Origin of the sequence: Curtobacterium sp. 'Ferrero' (assembly GCF_002412165.1) — a bacterium.
GTDB lineage: Bacteria > Actinomycetota > Actinomycetes > Actinomycetales > Microbacteriaceae > Curtobacterium.
In genome coordinates this window covers 305,881-321,836 of the sequence record NZ_NXIA01000002.1, presented here as the reverse complement: position 1 = coordinate 321,836, position 15,956 = coordinate 305,881, and the positions used below count along the sequence as shown (strand labels likewise).

Annotated in this window: 13 protein-coding genes; 5 read left to right on the top strand and 8 right to left on the bottom strand. The window is 73.5% G+C overall.

Annotated elements, in window-relative coordinates:
- Positions 1–11 precede the first annotated feature (11 nt).
- The gene (locus Csp2054_RS03625; protein WP_096897922.1) at positions 12–1,154 is read left to right on the top strand and encodes a glycosyltransferase family 4 protein; all 1,143 of its coding nucleotides are present in this window, start codon (positions 12–14) and stop codon (positions 1,152–1,154) included.
- Between the two features lie 110 nt (positions 1,155–1,264).
- Here Csp2054_RS03625 and purE read toward each other — a convergent pair whose 3' ends face one another.
- The 4 genes from purE to Csp2054_RS03605 form a co-directional block, all read right to left on the bottom strand.
- Positions 1,265–1,732, bottom strand: coding sequence for a 5-(carboxyamino)imidazole ribonucleotide mutase (gene purE, locus Csp2054_RS03620; protein WP_096898026.1), 468 nt, complete (start codon positions 1,730–1,732; stop codon positions 1,265–1,267).
- 54 nt (positions 1,733–1,786) lie between these two features.
- Positions 1,787–2,914, bottom strand: a complete 1,128-nt coding sequence (locus Csp2054_RS03615; protein WP_096897921.1) for a glycosyltransferase — start codon at positions 2,912–2,914, stop codon at positions 1,787–1,789.
- Positions 2,915–2,993: 79 nt separating this feature from the next.
- Entirely contained in the window at positions 2,994–4,964 is a 1,971-nt protein-coding gene (locus tag Csp2054_RS03610) for a glycoside hydrolase family 6 protein (RefSeq protein ID WP_096897920.1), read from the bottom strand.
- A 356-nt stretch (positions 4,965–5,320) separates the two neighbouring features.
- The gene (locus tag Csp2054_RS03605; protein ID WP_096897919.1) at positions 5,321–6,457 is read right to left on the bottom strand and encodes a 5-(carboxyamino)imidazole ribonucleotide synthase; all 1,137 of its coding nucleotides are present in this window, start codon (positions 6,455–6,457) and stop codon (positions 5,321–5,323) included.
- Between the two features lie 116 nt (positions 6,458–6,573).
- Here Csp2054_RS03605 and Csp2054_RS03600 point away from each other — a divergent pair, with 116 nt between their 5' ends.
- Together Csp2054_RS03600 and Csp2054_RS03595 are read left to right on the top strand one after the other, a co-directional pair.
- Positions 6,574–7,071 (top strand): GtrA family protein, encoded by a 498-nt coding sequence (locus Csp2054_RS03600; RefSeq protein ID WP_096897918.1) that lies wholly within the window; start codon positions 6,574–6,576, stop codon positions 7,069–7,071.
- A 31-nt stretch (positions 7,072–7,102) separates the two neighbouring features.
- The gene (locus Csp2054_RS03595; protein ID WP_096897917.1) at positions 7,103–8,692 is read left to right on the top strand and encodes a DUF2142 domain-containing protein; all 1,590 of its coding nucleotides are present in this window, start codon (positions 7,103–7,105) and stop codon (positions 8,690–8,692) included.
- A 74-nt stretch (positions 8,693–8,766) separates the two neighbouring features.
- On the opposite strand, the gene Csp2054_RS03590 is transcribed toward Csp2054_RS03595, so the two are convergent.
- Genes Csp2054_RS03590 through Csp2054_RS03575 form a run of 4 tightly spaced genes read right to left on the bottom strand, consistent with a single transcriptional unit; the run spans position 8,767 to position 13,436 of the window.
- The gene (locus Csp2054_RS03590) at positions 8,767–10,653 is read right to left on the bottom strand and encodes a hypothetical protein (RefSeq protein ID WP_096897916.1); all 1,887 of its coding nucleotides are present in this window, start codon (positions 10,651–10,653) and stop codon (positions 8,767–8,769) included.
- Positions 10,654–10,690: 37 nt separating this feature from the next.
- Positions 10,691–11,998: a UDP-glucose dehydrogenase family protein gene (locus tag Csp2054_RS03585; RefSeq protein WP_096897915.1), complete on the bottom strand. Its 1,308-nt coding sequence runs from the start codon at positions 11,996–11,998 to the stop codon at positions 10,691–10,693.
- Positions 11,999–12,058: 60 nt separating this feature from the next.
- On the bottom strand, positions 12,059–12,610 hold the full coding sequence (locus tag Csp2054_RS03580; RefSeq protein WP_176491537.1) for a PH domain-containing protein: 552 nt from the start codon (positions 12,608–12,610) through the stop codon (positions 12,059–12,061).
- Positions 12,611–12,614: 4 nt separating this feature from the next.
- Positions 12,615–13,436: a biotin--[acetyl-CoA-carboxylase] ligase gene (locus Csp2054_RS03575; RefSeq protein ID WP_096897913.1), complete on the bottom strand. Its 822-nt coding sequence runs from the start codon at positions 13,434–13,436 to the stop codon at positions 12,615–12,617.
- A 74-nt stretch (positions 13,437–13,510) separates the two neighbouring features.
- On the opposite strand from Csp2054_RS03575, the gene Csp2054_RS03570 reads away from it, so the two are divergent.
- Entirely contained in the window at positions 13,511–15,106 is a 1,596-nt protein-coding gene (locus Csp2054_RS03570; protein WP_096897912.1) for an acyl-CoA carboxylase subunit beta, read from the top strand.
- Positions 15,103–15,471, top strand: a complete 369-nt coding sequence (locus tag Csp2054_RS18465; RefSeq protein WP_096897911.1) for an acyl-CoA carboxylase subunit epsilon — start codon at positions 15,103–15,105, stop codon at positions 15,469–15,471. The genes Csp2054_RS03570 and Csp2054_RS18465 overlap by 4 nt, the downstream gene beginning before the upstream one ends.
- The last annotated feature ends 485 nt before the right edge of the window (positions 15,472–15,956 follow it).

The following is a 15,956-nucleotide window of genomic DNA, read 5'->3' as shown; positions in this document are numbered from 1 at the left end:
AGCACCACCCGATGACCACCCTGCACGTCCTCGTCGACCAGGTCGTCGCACCGGTCCCGGGCGGCATCGGACGGTACGCCGAGGAGCTGACGCGGCACCTCATCGCGACCGCGCCGGAGGGGTGCGACGTCGCCGCGGTGGTCTCGGCCGTCGGGTCGGAGGACCTGCGCCGCCTCGAGACCCTGTTCCCGGGTCTGTCCGAGCTCCAGCGTCTCCCCCTGCCCCGCCGCGAGCTGTCGTTCGCCTGGCAGGGCGGCATCGTCGGCTCCGTCGCCAAGGAGATGGTGCACGCGCCGAGCGTCCTCGCGCCGCTCGTCAAGCACGACCGCTCCCGCGACCCGGGGCGACAGACCGTGGTGACGGTGCACGACACGGTCCCCTGGACGCACCCGGAGACGCTCACGCCGCGTGGGGTGCACTTCCACCGGGCGATGGTGAAGCGTGCGTGGAAGCACGCCGACGCCGTCGTCGTCCCGACGCACGCCGTCGCCGCGGCGCTCAACGAGATCCACCGCTTCGACGACCGGCTCCGGGTGATCGGCGGCGCGCCGAGCGGGCGGCTCCGCATCCCCGTCGACGCCGACCTCCGCGCCGAGCGGCTCGGCCTGCCGGAGCGCTACGTGCTGGCCGTCGGCACGCTCGAGCCGCGGAAGGGCCTCGTGCACCTGATCGAGGCGATGGCGCACCCGGACGCACCGTCCGACGTCCCGCTCGTGATCGCCGGGCCGGACGGGTGGGGCGACGTGGACGTCTACGGCTGCGCCGAACGCGCGGGGCTCGCCCGCGACCGCGTCAAGGTGCTGGGTCGTGTGGACGACGCCGACCTCGCGGTGGCCTACGACCGTGCCACGGTGTTCGTGTTCCCGAGCCTCGCCGAGGGGTTCGGGCTGCCGGTGATCGAGGCGATGAGCTTCGGCACGCCCGTGATCCACTCCGACGACGCCGCGGTCAGCGAGGTCGCGTCGGACGCCGGGGTCACGGTGGCGAGGAACCCGCTCGAGTCCTACCCCGAGCGGCTCGCGCAGGCCGTGTTCCAGGTCGTCAACGACCCGCTGCTCGCCGGGCAGCTCGCGGTCGCCGGGCCGGACCGTGCGCGCATGTTCGACTGGAACGACTCGGCCATGGAGACCTGGCAGCTGCACGCCGACCTCTGATCGGTTCGGCTCTGACCGGTTCGGCTCCGACCGGTTCGGCTCTGACCGGTTCGGCGGGGCGCGTCGTGTCGCCCCGTTGCACGACCGACCAGTGATCGGGGCAGCCCCGCTCAGAGCGTGTCGCGTAGGCGCGCGGCCTTCTCCTCGACCAGCTGCTCGAGCCCCGCGGCGTACTCGGTGAGGCGCGCGGCGACCGCGGCGTCCGTCGCGCCGATGATCCGCGCCGCGAAGAGCCCCGCGTTGGCGGCGCCGTTGATCGCCATCGTCGCCACCGGGATGCCCGCAGGCATCTGCACGATCGACAGGAGCGAGTCGAGGCCGTCGAGGCGAGCGAGCTGCACCGGCACGCCGATCACGGGGAGGGTCGTCATCGAGGCGACCATCCCCGGCAGGTGCGCGGCCCCACCGGCGCCCGCGATGACGACACGGACCCCACGGTCGGCGGCACCACGCGCGAACCGCGTCATCTTGTCCGGGGTGCGGTGCGCCGAGACGACGTCGGCCTCGAACGACACGCCGAGCTCGGTGAGGATGTCCGCCGCACCGCGCATCGTGGGCCAGTCGGAGTCGGATCCCATGATGATCGAGACGAGCGGCTGGTCCGGGGCTGCGGTGTCGGTCACGTGACGAGCCTAGCCGAGGAGCACCCGTCGCCAGGCGTCGCCGTCACGGCCGATCGTCCGCTCCTCGGCGACCCAGCGGACCGCCTCGGCGTCGGGCGATCCGGCGGCGATCACGGCACGGAGGGCCCGTCGCCACGCCTCGGCGTCGTCCGGGACCGCGACCGCGCCGTGTGCCCGGGCGACGGCGTACGAGGGTCGGTCCGAGACCACCGACGGCAGGCCGAGGGCCGTGTACTCGAGGAACTTCAGGTCGCTCTTGGCGCGGTTGAACTCCTCGTCGCGCAGCGGTGCGACGCCGGCGTCCCACCGGGAGCGGTGCTCCACGAGCCAGCGCACGAACCCCGGGTAGTGGCCGTCCGGCACCTCGACGCGTCGGTACCAGTCGGCGCCCGTGTCCTCGGTGACGCCGATCACCTCGAGGCGGACGGGCAGGCCGTCGTCGGCGACGAGGTCCGTCACCGCGTCGCGGAGCAGTTCGAGGTCGGCGGCGTGGGTCAGGGTCCCCATGTAGAGCACGCGGTGCTCGTCGCGGTCCGGTGCCGGTTCGCCCGCGGACGGTTCGTCGGCCCCCGATCCGCCCGTCGTGCGCCACAGCACCGGGTCGAGCGCGTTCGGCACGACGACGACCCGGCGGGCGACGGGCCGCACGACCTCGGCGAGCTCAGGCGTGCTCACGACGGTGACGTCGGCACCCCGGACGAGGGCGTCGATCGACGCGAGCCGGTCGGGGTCGTACTCGGCGCGGGCGAGTCGGGCACGGCCGGACGCGGTGAAGAAGTCGTCGTCGACCTCCGCGACGACCCGGACGCCTCGTGCGGCGGCGGCTCCGAGGAGCGGCGCCACCAGGTCGACCGGCAGGATGTCGCGCTGGACGAGGAGCACCGCGGGGTCCGGCCCGTCCGTGCCCTCGACGAAGGCCGTGGGCTCGACCTGGCGGACCTCGGCGACGCCGGACGCCGCGAGGTGCTCGGTGCGCCGGACGACCCGGACGTGCGCGGACGCCGGGTGGGCGCCGTTGCCGCCGGCGACGACGTACCCGACCAACGGCAGCGGCGCGGGGGCGTCCGGCTCGACGATCGATCGTGTGGTCAGGCGGCGGAGCCGGCCGACGATCCGGCGGGCCAGGTCAGGTGCCATGCGCCCATCCTCCCGCACCGGACGGCAACGGACCCCACCGGACCGCACCGGACGCCCTCGGACCGCCGCGGACGGCCGTTCAGCGCACCGACACGGCCGTGCACCCGAGCGCGGTGTCCCCGCCCCGGCCGACACCCACCGCGGTCAGGCAGACCCGGTGCTGCCCCCGACGGGCCGACACGCTGCCGGTGAACCCGTGCCGGGGCCCGGCGGCGTGCACCCGGTCGACGTCGGCACGCGAGGCGTTCGCGGTGAGGGTCCCCGCGGTCCGACCGTCGACCGACACCCGGACGGGGAGCGCCCGACCCACGTCGTCGCGGTCGAACGCCCAGCCGCGGACCGACACGGTCCCGGCGGAGGAGGACGCGACGCGGTCACGGTGGCCGACGGGCGCGGCGACCGGCACGGTCACCGCGCGGCACGGCGTCGATCGGACGTCGCTCCCCGCACCGGTGTTCCGTGCGACGGCGCAGACGGTGTGCTTCCCCGGACTGCTCGGCACGACGCCGGCGAAACCGTGCCGAGCGCCGGCACCCCAGGTGCGGTCGACGTCCGGACGGGCCTGGTCCGCCGTGAAGGACCGGACCGTCCTGCCGTCGACCGTGATCGCCGTGGTGACGGCGTCCGAGACCGCGTCGCCGTCGAACGCCCACCCCGTGACGGCGATCCCCGCCGGCGCCACCGTGGCACGCTCCAGCGCCACGGCGGGGTCGTGGGAGTAGGCGCGGACCGACACGCACCCCAGGGAGGTGTCCGAACCGGCACCGACGTTCACTGCCGTGACACAGACACGACGGACCCCGGCCGCGGTCGGCACGGTCCCGGCGAACCCGTGCGCCGCCCCTGCGCCGGTCGAGCGGTCGACGTCCGGTCGGTCGTCCGAGGCCGCGACGGTCGCCGCGACGGTGCCGTCGACCGTGACCCGGACCGTCACCGGCTGCGACGGGTCGTCCTCGTCGACGGCCCAGCCGCGGAGCGCCACACCGCCGCCCGTGCCCGTCGCGGACTCGAGGGCACCACGCGGTGCCGTGGCGGGGACGGGGACGCCGAGCTGGGCCTTCGCCACCAGGGTCTGCGCGAACGACGAGTACCACCTGCCCGCGGCGGGCCCGCCGTTGCAGGTCCCGTCGCTCGCGCCGGGCGTCTTCACCCAGAGCAGGGCATCGAGCGCCGAGCCGTCGCTGACGACGCGCGGGGTCGTCCCGAGCCCGGCCCCGGGTCCGTTGCACCACGTGCCGCGCCAGCCCTGACCGTTCCGCGAGGTGTCGATGACGTAGTGCGAGCCACCGGTCGCGGCAGACACCTTCTGGGCGTAGGCCTGCTCCTGCGAGGTCGGGTAGTAGTTCGCGACGTTCGTGGAGAACCCGCGGGCGTTCCGCACCCCGGCCTGCTCGAGTCGAGCCGCCATCACCGTCGGCGGCACCCAGTTCGAGTTCCCGCCGTCGAGGTACGACGGCACGCCCGCCGCCGTGAAGCCGGCGACGGTGCGCGAGAGGATCCGGTAGCGCTGCGCGTCGAGGGTCTCGTCGCACGCGGCGTTGCTGAGCATCGCGAGCGAGTCCGGCTCCACGACGACCGCGGCCCGGTGCCCCGACAGCCGTGCCGCGATCCGGTCGATCCAGGCGTCGTAGGTGGTCTCGTCGAACCCACCGGCCGAGTACCCGCCGCAGTCGCGGTCCGGGATCGCGTAGGTCACGAAGACCGGCGTCGTGCCGCTCTGCTCGGCTCCGGCGACGGCCTGGTCGAGCGTGCGGTCGAGCGTCGTCCCCTGCGTCCATTCGCCGAGCCAGGTCGCGACCGGGTACCGCGCGATCGTGTCGGCGGCGGCGGCTCCGGCACGGTCGTTCGTCGCGAGCGCGGTCGCGGCCTTCGCGGCCTCACTGGTGGGCGACCGGTACGGCCCGGCGCCGAAGAGCGACGAGGACGTGGCCGAACGGACGGTGGCGGCGCTCGTGGCCGCGGTCGCCGGCGCCGTGACCGCGGCGGCCGCGAGGACGCTGCAGACGGTGGCGACGGCGAGCAGGACGAGGCGGCGCTTCTGGCGGCGCATGGTTGGCTGACTCCCTGGACGTGGACCCCTGACCGCACCATGGGACCACAGGGAGCGGCTCCGCCACAGGTGCCAGAACGGGTGCCACCCGCGGGGGTGTCGGCACTTCTGCGGACCGCCGGCACGACGGACGGGGGCCCACCAGCCGGTTCCGGCGCACCGCGCCAGCGGTGTGCCGGCCGACACGGGAGGTGGGCCCCACCAGCCGGTACCGGCGCACCGCGCCAGCGGGGTGCCGGCCGTGACTGGAGGGACGGTGCGGGCCCGCACCGCGCCTCCCGTCCGCTCCGGCGTCAGCCCGACGGACCGGCAACGTGCGCCGTCGTCGCCTCCGTTCGTCCGCGCGTCGGGGCGGGTCAGTCGTCGAAGTGCGCGGCCGCTGCGCGGGCGCGGTAGACGACGTCGTCGACGTCGTCACCGACGACGGTGACGTGTCCGATCTTCCGACCCGGCCGCGGTGCCTTGCCGTAGAAGTGGAACTTCGCCTCCGGGAACGCGGCGAGTGCACCCGGGTAGCGCGCGGCCAGGTCCCCGTCGGCCGGGCCGCCGAGGACGTTGATCATCACGGCGGACGGCGCGTGCATGCCGGTGGTGCCGAGCGGCAGGTCGAGGACGGCACGCAGGTGCTGTTCGAACTGGCTCGTCGTCGAGCCGTCGATCGACCAGTGGCCGGTGTTGTGCGGGCGCATCGCGAGCTCGTTGATCAGGATGCGGTCGTCGGCGGTCTGGAAGAGCTCGACGGCGAGCACGCCCGTCACACCGAGCTCCTCCGCGATGCGCACCGCGATCGACTCGGTCATGTCGGCGATGCGGCCCGCGGTGTCCGCGGCCGGCGCGAAGACCTCCGCGCACACGCCGTCCTGCTGCACGGTCTCGACCAGCGGCCAGGCGACGACCTCGCCCGAGGGTCGACGGGCGACGGACTGTGCGAGCTCCCGGGTGAACGGGACGAGTTCCTCGACGAGGAGCGCCTGCCCGCCGCCGGTCTCGGCGACGGCGATGAACCAGTCCTCGACCTCGGCCGGGTCGGACACGACGCGCACGCCCTTGCCGTCGTAGCCCCCGCGCGGGGTCTTGACGACGGCGCGACCGCCGTGGTCGTCGAGGAAGGCGCGGAGTTCGTCGGGGTCGTGCACGGCGGCCCAGTCCGGCACGGGGAGCCCGAGTTCGCTGAGCCGCCGGCGCATGGTGATCTTGTCCTGGGCGACGGCGAGCGGCTCCGGGCCCGGACGGACCGCGACCCCGGCGTCGACGAGGGCGCGGAGGACGTCCTGCGGGACGTGCTCGTGGTCGAACGTCACCACGTCGACCTCGCGGGCGAACGCGAGCACCGTCTCGGCGTCGTGGTAGTCGCCCTCGGCCGTCGCCGCGATGGCCGCGGACATGCCGGGACCCTCCGCGAGCACCCGGATGTCGATGCCCAGCTCGACCGCGGCCGGCACCATCATCCGTGCCAGCTGTCCTCCACCGATGACCCCGACGCGCAACGCCATGCTGTGTGTTCCTTCCGTCGTTCACACCGGACGGTGGGAACGCGCTGTCTAGAATCGCTGTTCTGGTCCCGCGGAGCGCGAGGGCCCGGGACAACTCTACGGATCCAGGAGACACCGTGCGCCGACTGATCGCCCAACTGGCCCGCTTCGGTGTGGTCGGTGCCGTCGGCTTCGTCGTCGACACGGCGGTGTTCAACCTGCTGCGCGGGACCGTCCTGAACCCGGACGAGATCCACTCCGGCCCGTTCTGGGCGAAGGTCGTCTCGACGATCGTCGCGATCTTCGTCAACTGGATGGGCAACCGGTACTGGACGTTCCGCGACCAGCGCCGGGCCGTCGCCGCGCGCGAGGGCGTCGAGTTCGTCGTGGTCTCGCTGGGCGGCATGGTGATCGCGCTCGCGGTCCTCGGTGTCTCGCACTACGCGATGGGGCTGACCTCGGTGGTCGCCGACAACGTGGCGAACATCGTCGGGCTCGGCCTCGGCACCGTCTTCCGGTTCTGGCTCTACAAGGTGTGGGTGTACCACCCGGAGCGGGCCCAGCGCACCGCCGAGCCGGTCGTCGAGCGTCCGGCCGACCAGGTCGTCGCCGGACCGGAGGTCGCCGGTCGGTAGGCCCGCTGCCGCCGGTCAGTAGGATCGCCGGGTGACCTCCGCGAGCGCGCCGACCCACCGTGCCGCGCCGGACCCCCATCGCACCGTGTCGACCCGTGCGGAGCGCTGGACCATCGCCGTCCTGACCGTCGCGTTCGGTCTGTGGCTCGCGCTGTGGGCCGTGCTCGTGCCGGCGTTCCAGGCCCCCGACGAGGTCGCCCACCTCGACGCAGCGATCCAGCTCGCCACCGGTGCGGGCTGGCCGGCGCCGGGGTCGATGCACGTGACGAACGCCGTGCTCGCGGCCGTGCAGGAGCAGGCGACCCGACCGGCGTCCGGGTGGTCGACCGTGACCGCCCTGCTGTCGGCGCACCCGGGGGTGTCGACGACGGTCAACCAGATGTCGCAGCACCCGCCCACGGCGTACCTCGTCGACGCCGGGCTGCTCCGGGTCCTGCACTTCGGCTCGCTCCGCTGGGACCACGCCCTGGTCGCGCTCCGGCTCGCGGACGCGCTCGCGGTCACCCCGCTGGCGCTCCTGGCCTGGGCGTCGGTCCGGCGGGTCACCCGGTCGCCGCGAGCCGGGCTGCTCGGTGCGGTCGCCCTGTTCGCGGTCCCGCAGCTCGCGTCGATCGCGGCGTCGGTGACGAACGACGCGCCGGTGCTGCTGCTCGGCGGGGTCGTGGTGTGGCTCACGGTACGGCTGCTCACGGGCGACATGCGACGACGGGTCCTGGCCGGGCTGGCTGTCGCCCTCGGGCTGCTCGTCAGTGTCAAGGGCACCGGCCTGCCCGCGGTGCCGTTCGTCGGTCTGGCGGTCCTCGTGGCCGGTGCGGACCGCTCCCGGCTCGGCGTGCGGGCACTGCGCACGGTAGCGGTGCTCGCAGTGGCGGCGGTCATCGGTGGGTGGTGGTGGGTGCGGAACGTCGTGCGCTACGGCACGGTGCAACCCGACGGGTACGCCGGGATCCGTCCCGACCAGCCGTTCCCGGACGGGTCCGGGCCGTCCCTCGCCCACTTCGTCGACGTGTCGTGGGGCACCCTCGCGCGCACGTTCTGGGGCAGCTTCGGCGGCCGGGCACAGGTGAGCATCGGGGACACGGCGACGGCGCTGTTGACGGTCCTCGCGCTGGTCGTCGTCGTCGGCTGGGCCTTCCGGCGTCGCACGGCGCGCGGTCCGGGCGTGCACCGGTCCGCGCTCGACCGCAGCGGGCTCGTCGTCCTCGCGGTGTTCCCGGCGCTCCTCGTGGCGCTGCAGACGGCGAGCAGTTGGCGCGCCTACCTCCACACGACGCAGGTGGCCGGCACCCAGGGACGGTACTTCTTCCCGGCGTTCGTCGCCCTAGTCGTGCTCGGTGCCGTGGCGTGGCGGCGCCTCGCCGGGTCCGACGGCGGCCGGCGGGTGGTGGGGACGGTCCTCGGTGTGGGCGGTCCGGTCGTCGGGCTCGTCGGGCTCGGCATCGCGGCGAGCTGGTTCTGGAACGGTGCACGGGGACCGCTGACGGCGGCAGGTGTCGAGCGCTACCAGGCGTCCGGGTCGGCGCCGTTCGAGATCGTCGTCGTGCTCGGGGTCGCCGTCGCCGTGACGCTCACGGTCGGCGTGCTCCGGGCAGCCCGGACCCCGTCCGACCCGCTCGACTGACGACGGCCGGGCCCGGCACGCGCGCGCCGTGCCCCGGCGCGGCACCACCCCGGTGCAGCCCCGGGCCCGCCGTGTCAGCTGGGCTCGACCTCCACGACGTCCACCGTGCAGGGCTGGACCGGGGCCGACTTGATGTCCTGGCAGGTCTGGTCGACGGTGAACGACCCGACGACCCGTCCGATGGCGGAGTAGTCGCGGTCGCGCGGGATGAGGGCGTTCGTGTAGTTCAGGAAGTACTGCACGCCGGACTCCCGCAGCAGGCCGACGAACGCGGGGTCCTCGTAGTCGTACTGCTGCCCGGTCTCGCCGTAGGCGTGCAGGCCGAGCCGGAAGGCCACCCGCACGGTGTCACGCGCGTTCGTCCCGAGGATGCGGCTGTCCTCCGGGATGGTCCGGGCGGCGTCCAATGCGTCGACCAACGGCTCGTTCGGCGTGATCACCCCGCCGAGCACCTGGCCCTTCGGGAACCCGGACGGGCTCGTCGACAGGACCGAGAACGGTGCACGGACCCCGTTGACGTTCTGGCTGTACGCGGCGACGACCACCGCCAGGCACGCCACGACCGCCAGACCCCGACGGACCCAGGTGCCTCGGCGTGCGGCACGCCAGATCGTCGGGAGCAGGGCGCCGGCGACGAGGACCGAACCGGTGAACAGCGGCAGGTAGTACCGCGAGTTGCCACCGAGCGTGTCGACGGTGGCGATCCCGGCGTAGCCGAGCAGGTACACCCCCGACGCGAGCGCGACGATGCTCGCGAACACGAACCGGCGGTAGTGGACGACCCCGGCCGCGAGGGCCGCCACGAACGCTGCGCCGATCGGGAGCGCGAAGGCGGCGAACGACCCGATGCGGGTGAAGTAGAAGGGCAGGGCCTCGAGGCGCTGCTGCACGTAGTAGCCCAGCTTGCCGGCGAGCGTCGTGGTGTGGCTGGACGTCGGTGCGGCGGACTCGCCCGGCACCGGGTCGGCGGGGACCGTGCGGTCCGCGGTGCGCACGCCTGCGTCGTAGAGCGACGGCGTGCGGTCCTCGTTCGGCGACACCGCCAGCGCGTTCGGCGGGGACGCGATCCGGTACTGCTGCGCGTCGGTTCCACTCGTGTCGGAGAACTTGCCCGACACGTTCACGGTCAGGGACGACCCCAGCTCGACACCGCCGAACTTGACGGACAGGGCGATCACCCACGGCGCCGAGAAGACCACGACGGCCGCGAGCGCCACCGCCGGCAGCAGCAGCGATCGGCGCTCCCGCTGCCCGCGCCGGTCCTGGTACCAGCGGATGAGCGCCCACAGCGGCACGACCACGAGGAAGACCGGGACGAGGAACGCCTTCGTGCAGTACCCGATCGCGCACACGAGCCCGAGCAGGACCCCGATCCGGACGATCCGCCGGACCGACCCGTGCCAAGCGCGGTCCGCCGCGAGCAGGGCCCACACGAACACCAGGCTCCACAGGAGCACGAGCACGTCGGGCGTCTGCAGGCTGACGTCCGCGATGAGGAGCGGGGTCACTGCGACCGTGTACCAGGCCGCCGTCCAGCCGTTGCCGGTGGTGCGGAGCAGCAGCCACGCCCCGACGCCGGCGATCGCGACGCACGCGAGCAGGTTGACGATCCCGAACGAGGTCGTCGGGCCGAGGCCGATCCCGATGAGCGGCGCCATGAGCCACGACACCATCGGCGACCAGTACCCGTTCACGGCGTCGGCCCAGTGCCAGGACGCGTACTGCTCGGCGATCGACATGTACGAGACGCCGTCGATGTTCGTGACGAGGATGCGCGTCCGGTAGGTGACGACCGCGAGGAGCACGGCGACGGCGAGCACGAGCACCGCGTTGAGCACCACCGAACGGGTCGACGGGTGCCGTCCCTCGTGGAACCGGCCCGGCAGGCGTCGTCGGGCACCGTCAGCGCGCACGCGCGGTCCGATCGGTCGGTCGGTGACGGTCGTGCTCGCGATCGTCATGCGTCTCCCGTCGTGCGTCGTGCTGGCGGGACCGGGGTCAGCGGCCCATGCCCCGGTAGGTGAAGCCGGCGGCGGTCCACGCGTCGCGGTCGAGGCAGTTGCGGCCGTCGATCACGGACGGCGTGGCCACGAGCGCGGCGACCTCGGTCGGGTCGAGCTCTCGGAACTCGGTCCACTCGGTGAGTACGAGGACCAGGTCGGCGCCCGTCACCGCCGCGGTGACGCCGTCGACGTAGTCGAGCTCGGGGTGCACCCGGCCGGCGGTCCCGACGGCCTCGGGGTCGTACGCGGCGACGTGCGCGCCGAGCTCGTGCAGCCGACCGGCGATGTCGAGCGACGGGGAGTCGCGCACGTCGTCCGAGTTCGGCTTGAACGCCAGCCCGAGCACGGCGACGCGCTTGCCGGCGACGTCGCCGCCGAGCGCCTCCTGCGCCATGGTGACGACCCGCTCGCGACGACGGAGGTTGATCGCGTCGACGTCGGCCAGGAACGCCAGCGACTCGGGCACGCCGAGCTCGTCGGCGCGCGCCTGGAACGCACGGATGTCCTTCGGCAGGCAGCCGCCGCCGAACCCGAGCCCGGCGTTGAGGAACTTCCGGCCGATGCGGGCGTCGTGGCCGATGGCGTCCGCCAGGGCGGTCACGTCCGCCCCGACGACCTCGGCGATCTCGGCCATGGCGTTGATGAAGGAGATCTTCGTCGCCAGGAACGCGTTCGCGCTGACCTTGACCAGCTCGGCCGTGGGCAGGTCGACCACGAGCCGTGGCGTGCCCTCGGCGAGCGCCGACGCGTACACCTCGTCGAGGGCCGCTGTGGCCGCCTCGCCCCGCTCCCCCGCCGGCACGCCGTAGACCAGCCGGTCCGGCGAGATGGTGTCCTGCACCGCGAAGCCCTCGCGCAGGAACTCCGGGTTCCAGACGAGCGTCGCGCCCGGCACCGCCTGCTCGACCTCGCCCGCCAGCCGCGCGGCCGTGCCGACGGGGACGGTGGACTTGCCGACGACGAACTCGCCCGCCGACAGGTGCGGGGTCAGCGCGGCGACGGCGGCGTCGACGTAGGTCAGGTCGGCGGCGCCGGTCGGTCCCTGCGGGGTGCCGACCGCGAGGAAGTGCACGTCCGCGCCGGCGACCTCGGCCATGTCGGTCGTGAAGCGGATGCGGCCCGAGGCGAGCGCCTCGGCCAGGATCTCGGGCAGGCCGGGCTCGAAGAACGGCGCCTCGCCCGCGGCGAGCCGGTCGATCTTGACGGGGTCGACGTCCACCGCGACGACGTCGTGTCCGAGCTTTGCCATGGAGGCGGCGTGCACGGCACCGAGGTAGCCGCAGCCGATCACAGAGATACGCACGCAACGACGGTACAGGGTCCGGGACGATCTTCCACCGAGTGCGAGCACCACGGCAGGGCGTCAGCCGCGGACGTCGCCCCACGGCGGCCGGTCCTGACCCCCGCCGACGATCTCGTCCCAGTCGGGCTCCCGGTGCCGTCGCCGTGCCTCGTACGACTCCACGAGGTCGTGGAGGACCGCGACCACGAGGTCCGCGTGCGGCACGTCGGCGAGCACGAGCGCCGGGTCGTCACCCGGGAACACGAGGACGTCCCCGGACCGGAACACCCCCTGCAGGCCTCGGCGCCGCACCGTCACGTCGTACCCCCGGGAGTGCAGCAGCTCCCGCCGGGTCCGGGTACCGAGCCCCTGGACCACCACCAGCCGCCGTGTGGTGACCACGTACCGCTGCGACATCCAGCGCACGAGCGGGACGACCCCGCCCACCACGAGCAGCACCAGCACGAGTCCGGCGACGACCGCGTTGAGCCACACGAGCTGCGCCCGGAAGACGCCGAAGCCGAACCCGCCCGCGACCGTCACGAGCACGACCGTCACCGCGGGACGGACGAGTCGTCGCGCGTGCGGCCGGAGCCGGGCGACGACCCGTTCCGGCGGCGGCTCGGCGGTCATGCCCTCATGCATACCGCAGGTGCGTGACGTCGCCGACCGCGACGGGCCTGGTCGCGCCGTCCTGGTCCCGGATCGTGATGCAGCCCTCGTCGTCGACGCCGACGGCGTCGGCCTCGAGCACGCTGCCGTCGGGCAGCTCCAGGCGGATGCGGCGACCGATCGTGCCGCACGCGGCGCGGACGTCGGACCGGACCGCGTCGGCTGCGGCACCGCCCGCGGCCAGGGCGACCACGGCCTCCAGGAGGTGGGTCCGGAAGTCCGCCAGCACCGCGTCGGCGAGGTCCGCCGCCTCTCCCGGCACGCCCGCGACGGCCAACGAGGTCGACGTGGGCGTGGGCAGTGCGTCGGCCGGGACGGTCAGGTTGACGCCGGCGCCGACGACGACGCTGCCGTCGGCGGCGACCTGGCAGAGGATGCCGCACAGCTTGCGGCCGTCGACGAGCACGTCGTTCGGCCACTTCACCTCGACCGTCGGCCGGGAGGCGCGGGTCGCCTCCGCCGCGTCGCCCCAGCGGGCAACGGCCGCGTCGCGCATCGCGCGTCCGGCGACGAGCGGCAGCCAGCCGCGGCTGCGGTCGTCGAGGGGGGCGCGCACGAGCACGCTCGCGGCGAGCGTCTGCCCGGTGGGGGCGCTCCACCGCCGGTCCAGGCGTCCGCGGCCCGCGGTCTGGTCGAGGGTCGCGACGACGCTGCCGTGCGGGTGCTCGGCCGCCGCGGCGAGCAGGTCCGCGTTCGTCGAACCGGTGGTCGTCGGCGTGACGAGGTCGGCGCCGTCCGCCTCGACGAGGGCGCGGGTGGTCGGGAACGACGGCGCGGGTGTGGACATGCACGCAATCTACGGGCAGGAACCCGTGGACGACCTCCAACCGTGGTCGTCGGGGCCGCCGGTATGGTGAGCGGGTGACTCAAGGTGACACCCCCGATCTCTCGACGACCGCCGGTCGGCTCGCCGACCTCCGCGACCGGTACCACGAGGCCGTGACCGCCGCGGGCGAGGCCGCCATCGCGAAGCAGCACGCGAAGGGCAAGGGCACGGCGCGCGAGCGGATCGAGCAGCTCCTCGACGACAACTCGTTCGTCGAGTTCGACGAGTTCGTCCGCCACCGCACGACCGCGTTCGGCATGGACGCCAAGCGCCCCTACGGCGACGCCGTCGTCACCGGCGTGGGCACGATCCACGGCCGGACGGTGGCGATCTACGCGCAGGACTTCACGGTCTTCGGCGGCTCCCTCGGCGAGGTCGCGGGCGAGAAGATCATCAAGGTGATGGAGCACGCGCTGAAGACGGGCGTCCCGATCATCGGGATCCTCGACTCCGGCGGCGCGCGCATCCAGGAGGGCGTGGTCGCGCTCGGCAAGTACGGCGAGATCTTCCGCCTGAACACCGCGGCGTCGGGCGTCATCCCGCAGATCTCGATCGTGATGGGTCCGGCGGCCGGCGGGGCCGTGTACTCCCCCGCGCTCACCGACTTCGTGATCATGGTCGACAAGACCAGCCACATGTTCGTCACCGGGCCCGACGTGATCAAGACCGTCACCGGCGAGGACGTCGGCTTCGAGGAGCTCGGCGGCGCGCACACGCACAACGCGGTGTCCGGTGTCGCGCACTACCTCGCCGAGGACGAGACCGACGCGCTCGACTACGCCCGGTCGCTCATCGGCTTCCTGCCGGACAACAACCTGTCCGACGCACCCGCCTACGACGTCGCCCCCGAGCTCGAGACCACCGACGCCGACCACGAGCTCGACACCGTGATCCCGGACTCGACGAACCAGCCGTACGACGTCACCACGATCATCGAGCACGTCGTCGACGACGGCGAGTTCCTCGAGGTGCAGCCGCTCTTCGCACCGAACATCCTCGTCGGCTTCGGCCGCGTCGAGGGGCGCACGGTCGGCATCATCGCGAACCAGCCGCAGGCGATGGCCGGCACGCTGAACATCGACGCCGGCGAGAAGGCCGCGCGGTTCGTGCGGTTCTGCGACGCGTTCGGCATCCCGATCCTGACGCTCGTCGACGTCCCCGGCTACCTGCCCGGCACCGACCAGGAGTGGACCGGCGTCATCCGCCGCGGCGCGAAGCTCCTGTACGCCTACGCCGAGGCCACCGTGCCGCTCGTCACCGTCATCACCCGCAAGGCCTACGGCGGCGCCTACATCGTCATGGGGTCGAAGCAGCTCGGCGCCGACATCAACCTGGCGTGGCCGACGGCCGAGATCGCCGTGATGGGCGGGCAGGGCGCCGTGAACATCCTGTACCGCGCGGAGATCAAGCGAGCGGAGGAGGCGGGCGAGGACGTCGCCGCCGTCCGGACGAAGCTCGCGAACGAGTACACCTACAACGTCGCGTCGCCGTACCTGGCGGCCGAGCGCGGTGAGCTCGACGGGATCATCCAGCCGCACGCGACCCGTGTCGCGGTCGTCAAGGCGCTCCGGGCGCTCCGGGGCAAGCGGGCCTCGCTGCCGCCGAAGAAGCACGGGAACATCCCGCTGTGACGGACGCGGTCGACCCGTCGGGCACGGGATCATCACACTCGCGTCGGGTGACCGGCGTCGCGGTCGAGGGGACGACGGGGGCGGACGCCGTGCCGCCCCGTCGCTCCGGCGCGGGCAAGCACGTCGCCGTCGTGCCGACCGAGGCGCCCGCCCCCGTCGCCGACGTCCAGGTGGTGTCCGGTGACCCGACGCCCGAGGAGCTCGCGGCCGTCATCGCCGTCCTCCAGCGGCAGGCCGACGAGGTCGCGGCGGCGGGCCGTGCGGAGGTCACGGTGTCCCCTCGGGCCGGCTGGGACGCATCGGCGCGGGGGCTGCGGCAGCCGATCGAGCACGGTCGGGGCGCGTGGAGTCGGTCGCTGCGCTGAGGCTTGTGCGGACGAGGGGCAACGCGCGACCATGTACCCCTGGGTGTCCTTCGTCCCCCGTTGCTGCCGGGCACACTTCCCGGTCCGTCTCCCCTCGTGTGGGGGACAGGGTTGCTGCACGGGGACGGAAAACGCGCAATTTGTCCCCCATAATGACGACTGACACGGGCTTCCGCAGTCGGCATCATTACTTGTGTTCGGTGTCCTTCTACGAAGAACATCGCAGGTCGGTGGCCGACTAGGGTACGAAGCCACCGCCCGCTGCGAGTCAGGGCGATATTCGGGTTGTCGCTCAGACTCGGGTCGTGAACGGGCCGGTCGGATTCCGACCGGCCCGTTCCCCGTTTCCGGCGTGCCGCCAGTGCCGGCGTGCCGAGTCGTGTGCCGTCGTGCCCCGCCGCGTCGTGCGCCGCCGTGCGGTTCCGTGTTGTGCGCCGCGTGCCGCCGTGCTGCGCCGTGCGGGCCCGTGTTGTGCGCCGCCGTGC

Bases quoted from the DNA above. Each gene is read 5' to 3' on its own strand.
- Csp2054_RS03605 (WP_096897919.1), bottom strand. From the start codon at position 6,457: ATGGCGTTGCGCGTCGGGGTCATCGGTGGAGGACAGCTGGCACGGATG.
- Csp2054_RS03625 (WP_096897922.1), top strand. From the start codon at position 12: ATGACCACCCTGCACGTCCTCGTCGACCAGGTCGTCGCACCGGTCCCG.
- Csp2054_RS03610 (WP_096897920.1), bottom strand. From the start codon at position 4,964: ATGCGCCGCCAGAAGCGCCGCCTCGTCCTGCTCGCCGTCGCCACCGTC.
- Csp2054_RS03580 (WP_176491537.1), bottom strand. From the start codon at position 12,610: ATGACCGCCGAGCCGCCGCCGGAACGGGTCGTCGCCCGGCTCCGGCCG.
- purE (WP_096898026.1), bottom strand. From the start codon at position 1,732: ATGGGATCCGACTCCGACTGGCCCACGATGCGCGGTGCGGCGGACATC.
- Csp2054_RS03590 (WP_096897916.1), bottom strand. From the start codon at position 10,653: ATGACGATCGCGAGCACGACCGTCACCGACCGACCGATCGGACCGCGC.
- Csp2054_RS03615 (WP_096897921.1), bottom strand. From the start codon at position 2,914: ATGGCACCTGACCTGGCCCGCCGGATCGTCGGCCGGCTCCGCCGCCTG.
- Csp2054_RS03575 (WP_096897913.1), bottom strand. From the start codon at position 13,436: ATGTCCACACCCGCGCCGTCGTTCCCGACCACCCGCGCCCTCGTCGAG.